Annotated in this window: 14 protein-coding genes and 2 pseudogenes; 8 read left to right on the forward strand and 8 right to left on the reverse strand. The window is 67.0% G+C overall.

The genetic code is table 11. The annotated features are described in order from the left end of the window. Nucleotides 1-19: 19 nt before the first annotated feature. Entirely contained in the window at nt 20-526 is a 507-nt protein-coding gene (locus ACIUM1_RS11390) for a DUF5078 domain-containing protein (RefSeq protein WP_406817248.1), read from the forward strand. 91 nt (nt 527-617) lie between these two features. Here the strand turns inward: ACIUM1_RS11390 and ACIUM1_RS11395 are convergent, their stop codons facing one another. The 3 genes from ACIUM1_RS11395 to ACIUM1_RS11405 all read right to left on the reverse strand — a co-directional run bounded on the left by ACIUM1_RS11395 (nt 618) and on the right by ACIUM1_RS11405 (nt 4,852). Next, nucleotides 618-3,548 carry an RND family transporter gene (locus tag ACIUM1_RS11395; RefSeq protein WP_406817249.1) on the reverse strand — a complete coding sequence of 977 codons (2,931 nt, stop codon included), beginning with the start codon at nt 3,546-3,548 and terminating at the stop codon, nt 618-620. Further along, nucleotides 3,545-4,093, reverse strand: coding sequence for an MmpS family transport accessory protein (locus ACIUM1_RS11400; protein WP_406817250.1), 549 nt, complete (start codon nt 4,091-4,093; stop codon nt 3,545-3,547). Before ACIUM1_RS11400 ends, ACIUM1_RS11395 begins: the two co-directional genes overlap by 4 nt. 72 nt (nt 4,094-4,165) lie before the next feature. Further along, nucleotides 4,166-4,852: a TetR family transcriptional regulator gene (locus ACIUM1_RS11405; RefSeq protein WP_406817251.1), complete on the reverse strand. Its 687-nt coding sequence runs from the start codon at nt 4,850-4,852 to the stop codon at nt 4,166-4,168. Between the two features lie 83 nt (nt 4,853-4,935). Here ACIUM1_RS11405 and ACIUM1_RS11410 point away from each other — a divergent pair, with 83 nt between their 5' ends. Then, on the forward strand, nt 4,936-6,669 hold the full coding sequence (locus ACIUM1_RS11410) for a cytochrome c biogenesis protein DipZ (RefSeq protein ID WP_406817252.1): 1,734 nt from the start codon (nt 4,936-4,938) through the stop codon (nt 6,667-6,669). A 9-nt stretch (nt 6,670-6,678) separates the two neighbouring features. On the opposite strand, the gene ACIUM1_RS11415 is transcribed toward ACIUM1_RS11410, so the two are convergent. Further along, a complete protein-coding gene (locus ACIUM1_RS11415) occupies nt 6,679-7,533 on the reverse strand; it encodes a hypothetical protein (protein WP_406817253.1) in 855 nt (284 codons plus the stop codon). A 10-nt stretch (nt 7,534-7,543) separates the two neighbouring features. Continuing rightward, on the reverse strand, nt 7,544-8,062 hold the full coding sequence (locus ACIUM1_RS11420; RefSeq protein WP_406817254.1) for a mycothiol transferase: 519 nt from the start codon (nt 8,060-8,062) through the stop codon (nt 7,544-7,546). 82 nt (nt 8,063-8,144) lie between these two features. On the opposite strand from ACIUM1_RS11420, the gene ACIUM1_RS11425 reads away from it, so the two are divergent. From ACIUM1_RS11425 to ACIUM1_RS11440, 4 genes and pseudogenes are all read left to right on the forward strand, one after another. Next, nucleotides 8,145-9,893, forward strand: coding sequence for an amidohydrolase family protein (locus ACIUM1_RS11425; RefSeq protein ID WP_406817255.1), 1,749 nt, complete (start codon nt 8,145-8,147; stop codon nt 9,891-9,893). A gap of 41 nt (nt 9,894-9,934) precedes the next feature. Then, nucleotides 9,935-10,555: pseudogene (locus ACIUM1_RS11430) on the forward strand (PPE family protein); the annotation flags it as partial. Between the two features lie 55 nt (nt 10,556-10,610). Continuing rightward, complete coding sequence (locus tag ACIUM1_RS11435) at nt 10,611-11,006, forward strand: pyridoxamine 5'-phosphate oxidase family protein (RefSeq protein WP_406817256.1); 396 nt, start codon at nt 10,611-10,613, stop codon at nt 11,004-11,006. Then, nucleotides 11,006-11,131 (forward strand): annotated as a pseudogene (locus ACIUM1_RS11440) (2-isopropylmalate synthase); the annotation flags it as partial. The gene ACIUM1_RS11435 and the pseudogene ACIUM1_RS11440, both read left to right, overlap by 1 nt. 87 nt (nt 11,132-11,218) lie before the next feature. Here the strand turns inward: ACIUM1_RS11440 and groL are convergent. Further along, on the reverse strand, nt 11,219-12,844 hold the full coding sequence (gene groL, locus ACIUM1_RS11445; protein ID WP_406817257.1) for a chaperonin GroEL: 1,626 nt from the start codon (nt 12,842-12,844) through the stop codon (nt 11,219-11,221). A gap of 178 nt (nt 12,845-13,022) precedes the next feature. Further along, the gene (locus ACIUM1_RS11450) at nt 13,023-13,595 is read right to left on the reverse strand and encodes a TetR/AcrR family transcriptional regulator (protein WP_406817258.1); all 573 of its coding nucleotides are present in this window, start codon (nt 13,593-13,595) and stop codon (nt 13,023-13,025) included. Nucleotides 13,596-13,697: 102 nt separating this feature from the next. Between ACIUM1_RS11450 and ACIUM1_RS11455 the strand changes: the two genes are divergently transcribed. Continuing rightward, nucleotides 13,698-14,609: an SDR family NAD(P)-dependent oxidoreductase gene (locus tag ACIUM1_RS11455; RefSeq protein WP_406817259.1), complete on the forward strand. Its 912-nt coding sequence runs from the start codon at nt 13,698-13,700 to the stop codon at nt 14,607-14,609. On the opposite strand, the gene ACIUM1_RS11460 is transcribed toward ACIUM1_RS11455, so the two are convergent. Beyond that, nucleotides 14,606-15,304 (reverse strand): M24 family metallopeptidase, encoded by a 699-nt coding sequence (locus ACIUM1_RS11460; RefSeq protein WP_406817638.1) that lies wholly within the window; start codon nt 15,302-15,304, stop codon nt 14,606-14,608. The genes ACIUM1_RS11455 and ACIUM1_RS11460 overlap by 4 nt on opposite strands. A 38-nt stretch (nt 15,305-15,342) precedes the next feature. On the opposite strand from ACIUM1_RS11460, the gene ACIUM1_RS11465 reads away from it, so the two are divergent. Further along, nucleotides 15,343-15,837 (forward strand): cupin domain-containing protein, encoded by a 495-nt coding sequence (locus tag ACIUM1_RS11465; protein ID WP_406817260.1) that lies wholly within the window; start codon nt 15,343-15,345, stop codon nt 15,835-15,837. The last annotated feature ends 604 nt before the right edge of the window (nt 15,838-16,441 follow it).

A 16,441-nucleotide genomic window follows, 5' to 3' on the forward strand; every position in this document is an offset into this window, starting at 1 on the left:
AAGTGTTACCGTATCTGCTATGTCTCGGCTGAGTACTGGCCTGCGTGCAGGCGCCGCGTTCCTTGCTCTGGGTGTTACCGCTGCGATCTTTCCGTCGACCGCGGTAGCCGACTCCACGGAGGACTTTCCGATCCCCCGCCGCATGATCAACACCACGTGTGACGCCGAGCAGATCCTGGCGGCCACCCGGGACACCAGCCCGGTGTACTACCAGCGCTACATGATCGACTTCGACAACCACCCGAACGTCCAGCAGGCCACCATCGACAAGGCGCACTGGTTCTATTCGCTGTCGCCGCAGGACCGCCGGAACTACTCCGAGAACTTCTACGCGCCCGTGTCCGATCCGCTGTGGGTGGCCTGGCCCAACCACATGAAGATCTTCTGGAACAACAAGGGCGTCGTGGCCAAGGCCACCGATATCTGCAACCAGTACCCACCCGGCGACATGGCGGTCTGGGACTGGGCCGAGCCAACCGGCCCCCCCGGATGGCCGGGGCCCGTCAAGGGTCGGGTGGATCAGTAATTCGCTGACGGCCCCCCGAAGGGATCCGTAGCGTCGTCCCGGCGCCGTCCTCGCGCGCCCGCAGGGATCTGGACGTTCGTGCGCCGCTGAATCAGCGCGGCTGCACTAATCCGCCCGGCGGGTGCTCGTCGACGTCCTTGAGGAGCAACTGGCGCACGGCGGGACGCGGTCCGTATGGCCGCAGCATGGTGCTGGCCGGCCGTGGACGCACGTGCTGCGGCCACCAGAACCAGCGCCCGAGCAGGGTGGCCAGCGACGGCGTCATGAATGACCGCACGATCAAGGTGTCGAAGAGCAGACCCAGCGCGATCGTCGTACCCACTTGGGCCATCACCAGCAGCGGGCTGAACATGAACGTGGCCATGGTGGCGGCGAACACCAGACCGGCGGAGGTCACCACCGAGCCCGACCCGGCCATCGCGCGGATCGTCCCCGTCTTGAGCCCGGCGTGGATTTCCTCTTTGAACCGCGATATCAGCAGCAGGTTGTAGTCCGAGCCGACCGCCAGCAGCAGGATGACCGCCATCGCCAGCACCATCCAGTGCAACTTCATGCCCAAGATGTACTGCCACAAGAGCACGGAGAGTCCGAATGAGGCGCCCAGCGACAGCAACACGGTACCGACGATCACGACAGCCGCCACGACGCTTCGGGTGATCACCAGCATGATGATGAAAATCAATGTGGCCGCGGCGATTCCGGCGATCATCAGGTCGATGTTGGAGCCGTCGTGCATGTCCTTGTACGTCGCGGCGGTGCCGCCGAGGTAGACCTTGGCGCCCTCCCAGGGAGTGCCCTTGATCGCCTCGTGCACCGCCTGCTTGATCGGTTCGATGTGGTTGATGCCTTCAGGAGTCGCCGGGTCGCCTTCATGGGAGATGATCAGCCGGACCGCGTGCCCGTTCGGCGAGATGAACTGTTTGAGACCTCGCGCGAAATCCGGGCTCTTGAACGCCTCCGGTGGGAGATAGAACGTGTCGTCGTTTTTCGCTTTGTCGAAGGCGTCGCCCTGCGCGGTGGCATTGTCGGACTGCGCTCTCGCCTGTTCGTTGAGGCCCTGCGTGATCGCATAGTTCGACATGATGGTGTCGAGGTTGCGCTGCTGGCTCTCGATCTGCGGCGGTATCAGCGCCACCAGCTTCGGCTGGATCTTGTCCAGCTTGTCCAGGTTCGCGCTGAGGTTCACGATGTTCTCAGCCACCTGGTCGATGCCGTCGAGCGCGTTGAAAACCGACCGGAGTCCCCAGCAGGCCGGGATGTCGTAACAGTGCTTCTCCCAGTAGAAGTAGCTACGGATCGGCCGGAGGAAGTCGTCGAAGTTGGCGATGTCGTCGCGCAACTTCTCGGTGATCTGCACGGTTTCCTTGGTGAGCCTGGTGGTTTCGTGCGTCGTGTTGCTGAGATCCTGGGTCACCTGCATCTGCTCGCGCAGGGTTGCCATCGTCTTGTGCAGCTCGTCGGCTTGCTTGAGCAGGTTTGCCGCCTGCTCGTCCTGATAGTGCTGGGTTTGGATTCGCCCCGCGGCCTGCGCGCCCATCTGGAAACCGAGGGTGCTGTGGTCTAGCGGCGTGCCCAACGGCCGGGTGATGGTCTGCACCCGGCCGATACCGGGAATGTGGAAGACCGCCTTGGCGACCTTGTCCAGGACGATGAAGTCGGCCGGATTACGCAGGTCGTGATCGGTCTCGATCATCAACAGCTCAGGATTGAGCCGAGCCTGGTCGAAGTGCCGGTCCGCGGCGGCATAACCGACATTGGCCGGGGTGTCCGCCGGCAGGAAGTGGCGGTTGTCGTAGTCCGTCTTGTAACCGGGCAGGGCGAGCAGTCCAACCAGCGCGATCGCGACGGTCACCGCGAGAACCGGTGCGGGCCAGCGGACAACAGTGGTGCCCATGCGACGCCAGCCCCGGGTCTGCAGCATGCGCTTTGGATCCATGAGCTTGAAGAACGACGCAACCGTCAGTATTGCCGGAGCCAGTGTCAAAGCCGCCAACACGGCGACCAGCATGCCGACCGCACAAGGAACCCCCAACGACTGGAAGTACGGCAGCCGGCAGAAGCTCAGGCAGTACATCGCACCGGCGATGGTCAGGCCCGATCCCAGCACGACATGCGCGGTGCTGTGGAACATGGTGTAGAACGCTTGTTCCCGCGTCTCGCCCAGCCCACGGGCCTCGTGATAGCGGCCGACCACGAAGATCGCGTAATCCGTCCCGGCGGCGATCGCCATCAGCACCAGCATGTTGTTGGCGAACGTCGACAGCCCCATGATGCCGTAGTTACCGAGCGTCGCGACGACACCGCGCGCCGCTGCCAGCTCGATGAACACCATGGCCAGCATGATCAGGACGATGCTGATCGACCGGTAGACGAACAGCAGCATCACGATGATCACCACGAAGGTGACGAGCGTGACCTTCGCCACGCCCTTCTCACCGGCGTGGGACTGATCGGCGAACAGCGGGCCCGCGCCGGTGACGTAGGCCTTGATTCCCGGCGGCGCGGGCACCGAGTCCACGATCTTGCGGACGGCCGCGGCGGACTCGTTCGCCAGCCCGCCGCCCATGTTGCCGGCGAGGTACACCTGGACGTACGCGGCCTTTTGATCGTGGCTCTGGGAACCCGCCGCGGTCAGCGGATCACTCCAGAAATCCTGGACGTGCTGCACGTGCTTCTTGTCTTGCTCGACGCGTCTGACGATCTCGTCGTAGTAGCGGTGTGCTTCGGCGCCGAGTGGCTTGTCGCCCTCCAGCAAGATCATGGCCGAGTTGTCGGAGTTGAACTCTTTGAACGTCGATCCGACCTTCATCATCGACTGGAAGGACGCCGCGTCGGTCGGACTCATCGACACCGAGTGGGTTTTGGCGACGACCTCCAGCTGCGGGGCCACGGTGTTGGTGACGAACACGATACCCAACCACACCAGGACGATCGGCAGCGCCAGCCGGTGGATCATCCGCGGCAGGAACGGCGGGATCAGCGGCTGATCGACGCGCGGCATATCCGTGGTGATCTCGCTCATGCGGACTTGTCCAGGCAGTAGACCATGGCATTCACCGTTTCGTTGGGGGGCGAGTGATTCGGAGTCTTGATGACGTCACCGCTTCCGTCGTGCTTGTTCACCACGAATTGACAGGCGATCCAACTGCCGTCTCCTTGCGCCACCAGGTTTGCCGGGATGCCGGGCTTCGTTGAGCTCAATACTTTGCTCCAAGGCAAGGGCACGTTGAGGGCCTGCTGTGGGTGGGAGTTTTCGTCGAGGTAGTTGATGGTTGCCGTGCTGCCCGGTGGGCCCCAGACCTGGAGCGTGATCGTCTTGGCGTTGAACTCGTCGAGGACCTCGCCCGAGGTGCCACCACCGAACGAGCCACGATGAACGCCGAAGACGCCGTGCAATCGGTATACGACGAATCCTGACAGCGCGACGACAGCTGCGATCGTGAGCACCAGCCAGAAACGCGCCAAAAGCCCCTTTTTCCTGGCGCGCTGTGGAGCGGCCATTTCGCCCTCCCTGTCGGCGGAGCCCTGCTTCTTCAGCGGCTCGGTCCTCGGCTCAGTCGTCGTCATAGACGCTCCAAGTCCTTCCCGTTCACCGGTTGTAGTTCGCCAAGCCACAGCCCCCCGGCCTCCTCTCTGCGTTCATTGCGATCCCGAGATGAGCCCGACGCACGTGGCCGTCAGCAGGCGCGTCAACGCGGACGCGAAGTCCAGATTCCATTCGGGAGGAACCACTTCCGGCTCCTCGGCGTAGGCGTCGGTGAGCCGTTCCGGTGGGTTCGCGACCTGCCACAGCGTGGCCGCCAGCGAGTACGCGGCCAGCAGGATGTCGAGCGAGCCCGATCGCCCGAGCTCGGGCAGCGCGCTCTCGATCGAACCGGCGAGCGAGAGCGTGGCGGCGGTACTGATGCGCTTGACCTCGATGACCCGTTCCGCGTCCACCTCGTGTTCGAGGTGCAGGTGCAGGTTGGCCAGCAGGTCACAGAACAGCGGGTCGTCGGCCAGCGCTTCGGCGAGTGTCTCGGCGATGCGCGAGGGCGACTTCGCGCCGGGTTCGGCCAGCTTCTCGGACACGGTGTTCGACCATCGCACCCAGCCCTCGGCGGACAGGTGCAGCAGAACTTCCTTGTGCGAGGTGAAGTAGCGGCGCACCGCCGAATAGTGAATTCCGGCGCGGCTGGCCACCGCGGTCAGGGTTACCGACGCGACGCCCGTCTCCATCGCCAGCGAGCGTGCGGCTTCCACGAGGGCCTCCGCACGTTGGCGCTTCTTTTCCTCGGTGCGGGCGCGCTGGAATGTCAGTTGCGCCACCGGCCGAGCGTAACGCACATTGTGTGATTTGCATAACGCACGCGACGTGATTTGCGGTGGGTCACGTGAACCGCTCGCCGCAGGTAAAGGTGTATGTAGTTATGCACACCATCGCGCTCATCGGGTTTCTCGGCGGTCTCATCACCGGCATCTCGCCGTGCATCCTGCCGGTCCTTCCGGTGATTCTGCTGTCCGGCATGGACAGCACCCGGGCCGGCGTGAGTTCCGCAGCGCGGCCGTACCTGGTGATCGCGGGCCTGGTGTGCAGCTTCAGCCTGGCCACGTTGATCGGCTCCGCGCTGCTGACCGCGCTGCACCTGCCGCAGGACGCGATCCGGTGGGCCGCCCTGGTGGTGTTGACCCTGATCGGCCTGGGGTTGATCTTCCCGCCCGTGCAACACCTGATCGAGCGGCCGTTCGCGTATCTCCCGCAGCGCCAAATCGGTTCCGGCACAAACGGCTTCGGCCTCGGACTGACGCTGGGCGCTCTATATGTGCCGTGCGCGGGACCGGTGCTGGCCGCCATCGTGGTGGCCGGCGGCACCTCGTCGATCGGCCCCGGTGCGCTGGTGTTGACCGCGGCGTTCGCCGTCGGCAACGCGTTGCCGCTGCTGGCCTTCGCGCTGGCCGGCCGACGCGTCGCCCAACGGGTGGCCGCGTTTCGCCGCCGGCAGCGCGCGATTCAGATCGCCGGCGGGATCGCGATGATCGTGCTGGCCGTGGCGCTGGTGTTCAACCTGCCCGCGGTGCTGCAACGCGCCGTCCCCGACTACACGACGGCAATGCAGAACAGGCTGGGGGCCAACGACATCGAGCGCAGCCTGGGCCCGGCCCCCATGCAGCAGCCGAACCAGGGCGGCGGGCTGCAGCTGAGCCGGCCCGGCAGCACCGGGGGCGGCGCACTAAGCGATTGCTCCGACGGCTCCGCCGAGTTGCAACAGTGCGGACCGGCTCCCGCCCTCACCGGCATCACCGGGTGGCTGAACACCCCCGACAGCAAACCACTGGATCCGGCATCGGTGCGCGGCAAGGTCATCCTGATCGACTTCTGGGCCTACTCGTGCATCAACTGTCAGCGCGCCATCCCGCACGTAATCGATTGGTACAACCGGTATCGCGACAGCGGGTTTCTGGTCATCGGGGTGCACACCCCGGAGTACGCCTTCGAGCGGGTGCCCGCCAATGTGGCCAGCGGCGCCGCCGACCTGCACATCCCCTATCCCATCGCACTGGACAACGACTACGCCATCTGGAACAACTTTCAGAACCTGTACTGGCCGGCCGAGTACCTGATCGACACGAAGGGGCAAGTGCGGCACACCCAGTTCGGCGAGGGCGATTACGACGGCACCGAGGAACTGATTCGCGCGCTCCTGGTCGATGCCCATCCCGGCGTCCGGCTGCCCTCGCCGACGAACTCGGCCGACATGACTCCGCGGACCAGGCTCACACCCGAGACGTATCTCGGTGTCGGCAAGACCGGAAACTACGGCGGCGGTGGGGATTACAAAGACGGCACCGCCACGCTGAGCTTCCCACCCAAGCTCGCCGACGACAAGTTCGCCCTGCGCGGCCGCTGGACCCTGGACGATCAGGGGGCCACGGCCGACGGCGACGACTCCGCCGTCCGGCTGAACTACACCGCCAAAGACGTCTACGCCGTCGTCGGCGGAACGGGCACCATCACCGTGACCAGGGGCGGCAAGACCACCACCACGCCGATCGGCGGCGCACCTACGTTGCACCGGATCGTCGCCGACGACGCCGCGCACCGCGATCAGCTGGACATGCAAGTCAGCAAGGGCATGCAGCTGTTCTCGTTCACGTTCGGTTAGCCGGCGGGCTCACGACTTCTTCGCGAGAGTGCCCAGCATCGCGGCGACCACGCCGACCGCGACCAGGGCGGCGCCGGCGAGCAACGTGACGTTGAGCCATTGGCGCAGACCGGCTTCGGCGTGTTCGACCATCACCTCGGCGACACTGCGAACATTGCCGGTGGTGCGGTTGAGCGCGTCGTTGACGTAGCGACCGGCGACCTCGATGCCCGCCCACCCGGCCGCCCCGACGAGCAGCGCCGAGACCCCCAGGCTGCTCAGCGCCTTACCGCGGCGGCGCGCGGCGGCCACCGTGAGCAGCGCGCAGACACCGCACAGCGCCGCCGCACCCACACTCAGCCACGGACCCCAGGTGGACAGCCGGCTCAGCCGTCCTTGCCGCATCGATTGCGGGACCGAAACGGTCAGCGGGACAGTCATTTTCGCGGGGACCGTCACGTTGTGTCGGCTCAGCAGCGACCGAATCGCGCCGTCGTTGAGCATCGGCGCCACGTCGACCGCCCATTGGTTGCCGTTGTCGCCGGCCCCCGGGTCGCCGAACAACCAGCCGTGCGCCGCCCGGTTCGCCTGGGCGAACAGCGGCGGGAAGGCCGGGCCGGCGGTGAAGGCGCTCGCGGCGTCATGCACCTCCGAGCTGTCGACCGAAGATCGACCACCGCCATGCTGGGTGATGAGAGTCATTGCCCGGCTGGTCAATTCGGACGCCATGGCCGACTGCAGCGCCGGGTCGGTCGCCGCGTGTTGCGCCAGCGCGGCGTAACCGTCGGAGTCAACGATATGCAGCTGCGCCCAGGCTGCGGGGATCGCCGCCGCCAGCGCGAGAGTGGTGATGAGCCACCACAGCACGGTCGCCGCGAATCGCACGCCTGCGAATCTACGCAATCCCCCGCACGTACGCGGCCTGCCCGAGGTGCTGGGCGCAGTCGTCGATGATGCTCACCAACCGCGCGCTGGCCGTCACGGGTGGATCCCAGTTGGTGTCCACCACGCGGGCCAACTCCTCGGCGGTAACCCCGGCGATGTATTCGAGGGTGAGCTTGTGCACCGCGTGGTAGTAGCCCGACAGCAGATCCGCGGGCGCCTTGACCTTGGCCACGTCGTCGGGTCCGTGTCCGTAACCGGTGTCGTTGCGCGGCAGATCAAGTCCGAACCGATCCACCCACCCGTCGCGCAACCACACCTGCTCCACGCCGGCGACGTCGGCCAGCTGGATGTCCTGCACCCGCGCGCTGTGCCAGAGCAGCCAGGCGATGCTGTTGGCGTTCGGGGCCGGCCGGTAGGCGGACACCTCGTCGGTCAAACCCTCGGTGATCTGGTCGACGTGTTCGATCAGCCGGGTGAACGCGTCGCGCAGGAGCTCTTGCAGAACGGCGTCATCATCGGTGCTGGCCATATCGGCGACACTACGGGAGCGCTCGGCAGAGATCACGGGAAGATCCTGGCATGACCCACCGCGCCGGTCGTAGATTGTTTGGATGACTTACGACCTCATCATCCGCAATGGCACCATCGTCGACGGGCTGGGCGGTGAGCCGTACGTCGGCGATGTTGCGGTGCAAGGCAACGTCATCAAGGCGGTCGGCACCAACGGTGACCTACGGGGGGCGACCGCCTCGCGGGAGATCGACGCCACCGGACTGTTGGTCACGCCCGGCTTCGTCGACCTGCACACCCACTACGACGGCCAGTCCATCTGGTCGGAGCGTCTGACACCGTCCTCGGCGCACGGGGTGACAACGGTGGTGATGGGCAACTGCGGGGTCGGCTTCGCCCCCTGCCGCCAGTCCGACCATGACGTACTGGTCGACGTGATGGCCGGTGTCGAAGACATTCCCGGCGTCGTCATGACCGACGGTCTGCCGTGGACATGGGAGACCTTCCCCGAATACATGGACGCGCTCGAATCGGGAAAGCGCGACATCGACGTGGCCGCCTACCTACCGCACTCGCCGCTGCGGGTGTACGTGATGGGCCGGCGCGGCGCCGACCGCGAGCCGGCCACCGCCGACGACCTGGCGCAGATGCGGGCGCTGGCCAAGGAGGCGATCGAGGTCGGCGCGCTCGGTTTCGCGTCGTCGCGGCTGACGATTCACAAGACCGAAAGCGGTTCGCCCATCCCGAGTTACGAGGCCGCGCGGGAGGAAATCGAGGAGATCGCCCGCGGCGTCGTTGACGGCGGCGGCGGGCTGCTGCAGTTCGTTCCCGACATTCCGTCGGGCGGCTACCAGCCCGTGCTGCAGACGGTGTTCGACGTCGCCGAGGACGTCGGGCTGCCGGTCACCTTCACCCTCGTCGTCGCCAACTCGGGCGACCCGTCCTGGCCGGACGCGATCACGATGATCGAGAAGGCCAATAGCGCAGCCGACGGCGGCGACATCCGAGTCACAGCGCAGCTGCTGCCGCGCCCGATCGGGTTGATCATCGGCCTGCAACTGACGGCCAACCCGTTCGTCCTCTACCCGAGCTACCGCGAGATCGCCCACCTGCCGCTGGCCGAGCGGGTCGCCGAGATGCGCAAGCCGGAGGTCCGCGCCCGCATCCTGGCCGACAAGCCCGGCCAGGGCCACCCGATCCTGTACGTGGCTCAGATGTGGGACTGGATCTTCCCACTGGGCGACACCCCCGACTACGAGCCCGACCCGTCGACCAGCATCGGGGCGCGAGCCCGCGCCCGCGGCGTGGAACCGATGGAGGAGGCCTACGACCGGCTGCTCGACGACGAGGGCCGGGCCATGCTGCTGGTCGCCACCAGCAACCTGCAGAACAACTCGCTGGACACCGTCGGTGAGCTGCTGCACCGTGACGACGTGGTGCTCGGCCTCGGCGACGGCGGCGCGCACTACGGGATGATCTGCGACGCCAGCTACACCACCTACTTCCTGACGCACTGGGCGCGGGACCGCAAGGCCGGACGGTTCACGGTGCCCGAGGCGGTTCGCGAACTCACGTCGGTGCCTGCCCGCATCGCCGGGCTGGGCGACCGCGGCCGGATCGCGGTGGGCTACAAGGCGGATCTCAACATCATCGACCACGCCGCGCTGCGGCTGCACAAGCCGATGATCACTTACGACCTGCCCGCGGGCGGGCGCCGCCTGGATCAGACCGCCGAGGGCTACGTCGCCACAATCGTGGCCGGGGAAGTGATCGCCGAGAACGGCGTTCCCACCGACGCCCGCCCGGGCAGGTTGGTGCGCGGCCGCCAGCCCGTCCCCGCAGCCTCGTGATAATGCCACCAAAAGTGGCATATACCAGCTAAGTTGGGTCCGTGACGAACCCGCATTTTGCGTGGTTGCCGCCAGAAGTCAACTCGGCGCTGATTTTTTCCGGTCCTGGTCCCGGGCCGCTGCTTGCTGCTGCGGCGGCGTGGGACGGACTGGCTGAGGAGTTGGCATCGTCGGCCTCGTCATTTTCGGCAGTGACGACGGATCTCGCCAGCGGGTCGTGGCAGGGGGCGTCGTCGGCGGCCATGTTGTCCGTGGCCAGCCAGTACGTGAGCTGGCTCAGCGCAGCTGCCGCGCAGGCCGAAGAGGTGTCGCAGCAGGCCTCGGCCATCGCGACCGCATTCGAGGTGGCGCTTGCCGCCACCGTGCAGCCCGCCGTGGTCGCGGCCAACCGCGCCCTGGTGTCGGCGCTGGCAGCAAACAATCACCTGGGTCAGAACACCCCGGCCATCGCCGACATCGAGGCCGCATACGAGCAGATGTGGGCCTCGGACGTGGCAGCCATGTTCGGCTACCACGCCGACGCGTCGGCGGCCGTGGCCAAGCTGCCGCCCTGGCACCAGGTGCTGCGAAACCTCGGCTTCTCCAACACCAGCACGGCCGTCACGCGCCCGGCCAGCTCCGGCGCCGTCGCCCGCGGCTACACGTCGCGCATCGCCGGGTTCCTGCGGCCCTCGCCGCCGCAGTAAGGCACCGACCCGCGCTTATCCTGGAAAGATCATGCGCACCAAAAAGAAGGTCGATCTCAAGGCGCTGGCCGACGCGCTCGTCGACTACCCGTATGCGTACCTGATCACGGTCGACGACGAATACCGCGTGCACACCGTGACGGTCGAGCCGCAGCTGCGTGAAGCCACCCTGGACGTCGGACTCATCGGCGGGCGAACCCGCAACAACCTGGCCCAGCGCGCCGACGTGACCCTGTTGTGGCCGCCCGCCGAACCCGGCGGCTACTCACTGATCGTCGACGGCACGGCCGAAGTGACCGAGGCCGGCGCCGAGACCGCCCGCCTGACCGTGGTTCCGACCCGCGCGCTGCTGCATCGTGACGCCGACTCCCCCGACGCCGCCAAGGGCTGCTTGCACGACTGCGTGGTGTTCTCCCTGCCGGCCTAGTGCCGATCGCGAGGGCGGCGAAGCCGGGCGAAGCGGGTCGGCACGCGATCAGCCCAGTGCCGATCGCGAGCGCGGCGAAGCCGGGCGAAGCGGGTCGGCACGCTAGCGGCCTAGTGCGAGGCCGGCGAAGCCGGGCGACGCATCTTCGCGCAGACATGGAAAAGCCCGGCCCCCTGATGAGGGCCGGGCTTTCCGATATTCGAGTCGTGGACTTAGAAGTCCATACCGCCCATGCCACCGGTCGGGTCGCCCGCGGGTGCGGCCGCCTTCTCCGGCTTGTCGGCGACGACGGCCTCGGTGGTGAGGAACAGGCCCGCGATGGACGCCGCGTTCTGCAGCGCCGAGCGGGTCACCTTCACCGGGTCGGCAACGCCGGCCTTGAGCAGGTCCTCGTACTCACCGGTGGCGGCGTTCAGGCCGGTACCGGGGGGCGAGTTGCGGACCTTCTCGGCCACAACGCCGGGCTCCAGACCACCGTTGAAGGCGATCTGCTTCAGCGGAGCCTCGAGCGCCACGCGGACGATGTTGGCGCCGGTCGCCTCGTCACCGGTGAGCTTCAGCTCGTCCAGCGACGGGGTCGCGTGCAGCAGGGCCACGCCACCACCGGCAACGATGCCCTCCTCGACGGCGGCCTTGGCGTTGCGCACCGCGTCCTCGATGCGGTGCTTGCGCTCCTTGAGCTCGACCTCGGTCGCGGCCCCGGCCTTGATCACCGCAACACCGCCGGCCAGCTTGGCCAGGCGCTCCTGCAGCTTCTCGCGGTCGTAGTCGGAGTCGCTGTTCTCGATCTCCTGGCGGATCTGGGCCACCCGACCGGCGATGGCATCGGGGTCACCGGCGCCCTCGACGATGGTGGTCTCGTCCTTGGTGACGACGACCTTGCGGGCCTTGCCCAGCAGGTTGACGTCGGCGCTCTCCAGCGACAGGCCGACCTCTTCGCTGATGACCTGGCCACCGGTGAGGATGGCCATGTCCTGCAGCATCGCCTTGCGGCGGTCACCGAAGCCGGGAGCCTTGACGGCCACCGACTTGAAGGTGCCGCGGATCTTGTTGACGACCAGGGTGCTCAACGCCTCGCCCTCGACGTCCTCGGCGATGATCAGCAGCGGCTTGCCGGCCTGGATGACCTTTTCCAGCAGGGGCAGCAGGTCCTTGACGGTCGAAACCTTGGAGCTGACCAGCAGGATGTACGGGTCCTCCAGGACCGCTTCCTGACGCTCGGCGTCGGTGACGAAGTAGCCCGAGATGTAGCCCTTGTCGAACCGCATGCCCTCGGTGAGCTCGAGCTGCAGGCCGAAGGTGTTGGACTCCTCGACGGTGATGACGCCCTCGTTGCCGACCTTGTCCATCGCCTCGGCGATCAGATCGCCGATCGACTGGTCGCCCGCGGAGATGGCCGCGGTGGCAGCGATCTGGTCCTTGGTCTCGACCTCTTTGGCCGACTTGAGCAGGGTCTCGGTGACCTTCTCGACGGCCTTCTCGATGCCGCGCTTCAGACCCAGCGGGTTGGCGCCGGCCGCGACGTTACGCAGGCCCTCGCGGACCAACGCCTGGGCCAGAACCGTGGCCGTCGTCGTGCCGTCACCGGCAACGTCGTCGGTCTTCTTGGCGACTTCCTTGACCAGCTCGGCGCCGATCTTCTCGTAGGGGTCCTCCAGCTCGATCTCCTTGGCGATGGACACACCATCGTTGGTGATCGTGGGGGCACCCCACTTCTTCTCCAGGACGACGTTGCGACCCTTGGGGCCCAACGTCACCTTTACCGCGTCGGCGAGGGCGTTCAGCCCCCGCTCGAGGCCGCGCCGGGCCTCTTCGTCGTACGCAATTGTCTTGGCCATTGCGAAGTGATTCCTCCGGATTGGGGATGACACGTTCTGGCCGGGTGCAGTGCCCGCGACGGACGGCTAGGTGTCTTCCGCTTGTCGCGGCCCTGGCCTCACCGTCCCGACCTAGCACTCGCCGGTCGCGAGTGCCAAGTCATTCTTAGCACTCGCCTATGTCGAGTGCAAGAAGAGGTCAGCCCGATCTCCCAGCGCGTAGACCGTCGACGACGACGCCGGTCACCCGCTCGGCCAGGTCCGAGTTGTAGGCCTCCATCGCCTGGCAGCCGACTAAGATCGCCTTCACTTCCCCGGCCCCGATGTCCTGGCGCGCGGTGCCCGCCCGCTGCGCGGCCCGCAGCAACTCGTCGAGCATGGCCAGGAACGCGTCCTCGGCGTCGGGGGCGGCGGAGGCGATGTCGATGCCGAGACCGGCCAACGCGTCGGCCAGACCGCGGTCGGTCGCGCCCCAATGCAGCACCATCGAGCGCAGGAAGGTGAACAGCGCTTCGCCGGATCCTTCGGATTCCAGCAGGGCGCGGCCGTCGTCGACCAGCCGCTGCATGCGGTCTTCGATGACGGCCTGAAACAACGCCTCCTTGGTGGGGAAGTGCCGGTAGACGGTGCCGGCCCCGACCTCGGCGCGCCGGGCGATCTCGTCGATGGGTACCGAGAGCCCCTCGGCGGCGAAGGTTTCGTAGGCGACTTCCAGCACGCGCGCCCGATTGCGCGCCGCGTCCGCGCGCAGCGGACGTTCGGGCTGCGTCATCTGTTCACCACCTGACGGTTGACAAAACGGGGCGTGCGTTCCGTATAGTGCAATCAACCGGGGCGCTCGCTCCGTTTACTCTACAAGTTCAAGGAGCCTCGGATGGCCAAGTGGACCACTGCAGACATTCCCGACCAGACCGGTCGGGTCGCCGTCATCACCGGAGCAAACACCGGCCTGGGCTACGAGACCGCCGCGGCGCTCGCCGAGCACGGCGCGCACGTGGTGCTCGCGGTGCGCAACCTGGACAAGGGCAAGGACGCGGCGGCCCGGATCACCGCGCAGCACCCGCATGCCGACGTCGCGTTGCAGGAACTCGACCTGACGTCGCTGGCCTCTGTTCGGGCCGCGGCCGAGCAGTTGCGGTCCGCGCACGATCGCATCGACCTGCTGATCAATAACGCCGGCGTGATGTACACACCCAGGTCGACCACCAAGGACGGCTTCGAGCTGCAGTTCGGCACCAACCATCTCGGCCACTTCGCGTTCACCGGTCTGCTGCTGGATCGACTGCTACCGGTCGCGGGTTCGCGGGTGGTGACGGTCAGCAGCATCGGCCACCGCATCCGCGCCGACATTCACTTCGACGACCTGCAGTGGGAACGCAGTTACAACCGGGTCTCGGCCTACGGGCAGGCCAAGCTGGCCAACCTGTTGTTCACCTACGAATTGCAACGACGGCTCGCTCCGCATGGGACGACGATCGCCGCGGCAGCCCACCCCGGCGGCTCGAACACGGAGCTGATGCGCAACCTGCCGCGATGGGCTGCGGTCGTCTACCCCGCGCTCGCACCGCTGTTCCAAGACGCGGCGATGGGCGCCCTGCCCAGCCTGCGTGCCGCGACCGACCCAGCGGTAGTCGGCGGGCAATACTTCGGACCCGACGGCTTTGCGCAAACGCGCGGCTACCCCAAAGTGGTGGGATCCAGCCGCAAGTCGCACGACGCCGAGCGGCAGCGCCGGTTGTGGGCGGTATCCGAGGAGCTCACCGGCGTCGTCTACCCCGTCGACTAGCCCAAATCGAGCAGCTGCTCGTAGAAGCCGCCGAAGCCGCGCGGGCGATCGACAAGGTGGATCTCGAGGATCCAGTGGCAGATGCGCCCGCGCGGATCGGTGCGGCGCATCGGCTTGTTCGATCCGGGCATGATGATCCACTCGACGCCGGGACCAGCGATCTTCTTGTGCGGGAACTCGCCGATCAGATGGCCCGCGATTCGACTGCCCCACGCGAAGCCCTCGGCACGGGCCACCCCGACGACGTAGTCGAACAGCTCGGCGCCGGTGATCTCGGGATGGCCGGCGAAATGCTCGCGGCCGGCCTCCCAGACCCGTGGCAGCGCGTCGCGAAGGGCTGCCTTGTGCGGGTCGTCGCCGAGCACGAACGTCCGCCCGAAGTCGGCCTCCCACTCTTCGAAGATCGGACCCAGGTCGAGGAAGACGATGTCGTCCTCGGCGATCACCCGGTCAGGCGGGCGCTCGTTGAACGGCTGCAGCGTGTTCTCCCCGGCGCGCACGATCCGCCGGTGCCAGTGCCGCGTCACCCCGAACATCTCGCCCGCCAGGTCGTGGATCCGGTCGGACAGCTCCTTCTCGCCCAGACCCGGCCGGATCATGGCCCGCCGCTCGATCTCGTCGAACAGTTGCGTGGCTTTTCGTTCGGCGTCGAGCAGCCGTTGCACGCGGACATCTTCGGCGATCGATCCGTCCACAGTCCCCACACCGGTGATGCTATGCGCACACTGGATCCATGTCCCTCGTCGTGCCGCCCTACCCGCCAGCCCGATACACCAAAGACGAGCCGGAGATCAGCGCCTCGCTCAAGCGCGCCGATCAGCCCCCCGACTATGAGGCGACCGGGGTCAAGTACCACTACCTGGCCAACCAAGAGGACACCGCCGGCGACTACGGGCTCTACCGGGTCGACATCGCGCCGGCCGGCGGCGGACCCCCGGCGCATTTCCACCGCGCCATGTCCGAGGCGTTCTTCGTGTTGTCCGGGACGATGAAGCTCTACGACGGCACGCAGTGGACGGACGGCCACCAAGGCGACTTCCTGTACGTGCCGCCCGGTGGCGTGCACGGCTTTCGTAACGAGGCGGACGAAGCCGCGTCCATTCTGATGTTGTTCGCGCCCGGCGCGCCCCGCGAGGCTTACTTCGAAGGCTTTGCGGCGCTGGCCGACATGACCGACGACGAGCGCCGCGAGTGGTTCGTCCGCCACGATAATTTCTGGGTGCAGTAAACCGTTGCGTTAACCCGAATTTTGTTCTGCTGTAAGGTTTCTGCTCTTGCCCCTGGCCGCCGCAGCTGTGGGCGTAGGGTGTGGCCGTGCGGACGAGCAAGCCGTCGAAGCGGGCTGCGGCCTGGATGCGGCAAAGAATCGATTGGTCGATGAGCGCGCCGGTGATGATCAGCCTGCGGATCAAACGCCCAAAACCCCGGAGCACACCGGACTTCCGGCCGCGCCCACCGGAGCCGGTCGCCACGCGCGAACGCGCCACCCGGGTCACCGGCTATCAGCGGGGCGGGCGCGGATACCGTGATCGCGCCCGGGCGCGCCTGTCCCTCGCGCCGCCCGCGATGACTCGACGGCCCCGCGTGCCGCGCCCTTCGGCCCACCGCCCGCGCACGCCGGCCGTCGCTACGTCGCTGGCGACCGGTCGCCGTTGACGTAGCGCCGCAGGCCGACAGCGATGACGGCGCGCCGCGACGTCCGGATCGTCCAAATCGTCGATGCCTCAACATGTCTCAGCTGCCTGGTCGCTGCCGCCGGTCCACTCCCCCCGCCTCATCAGCTCGGCGCGCCGGCCGAACCGCGGGAATTCGGTTGCCCAGCAAAATAATTC

Origin of the sequence: Mycobacterium sp. M23085 (genome assembly GCF_045343915.1) — a bacterium.
Lineage (GTDB): Bacteria > Actinomycetota > Actinomycetes > Mycobacteriales > Mycobacteriaceae > Mycobacterium.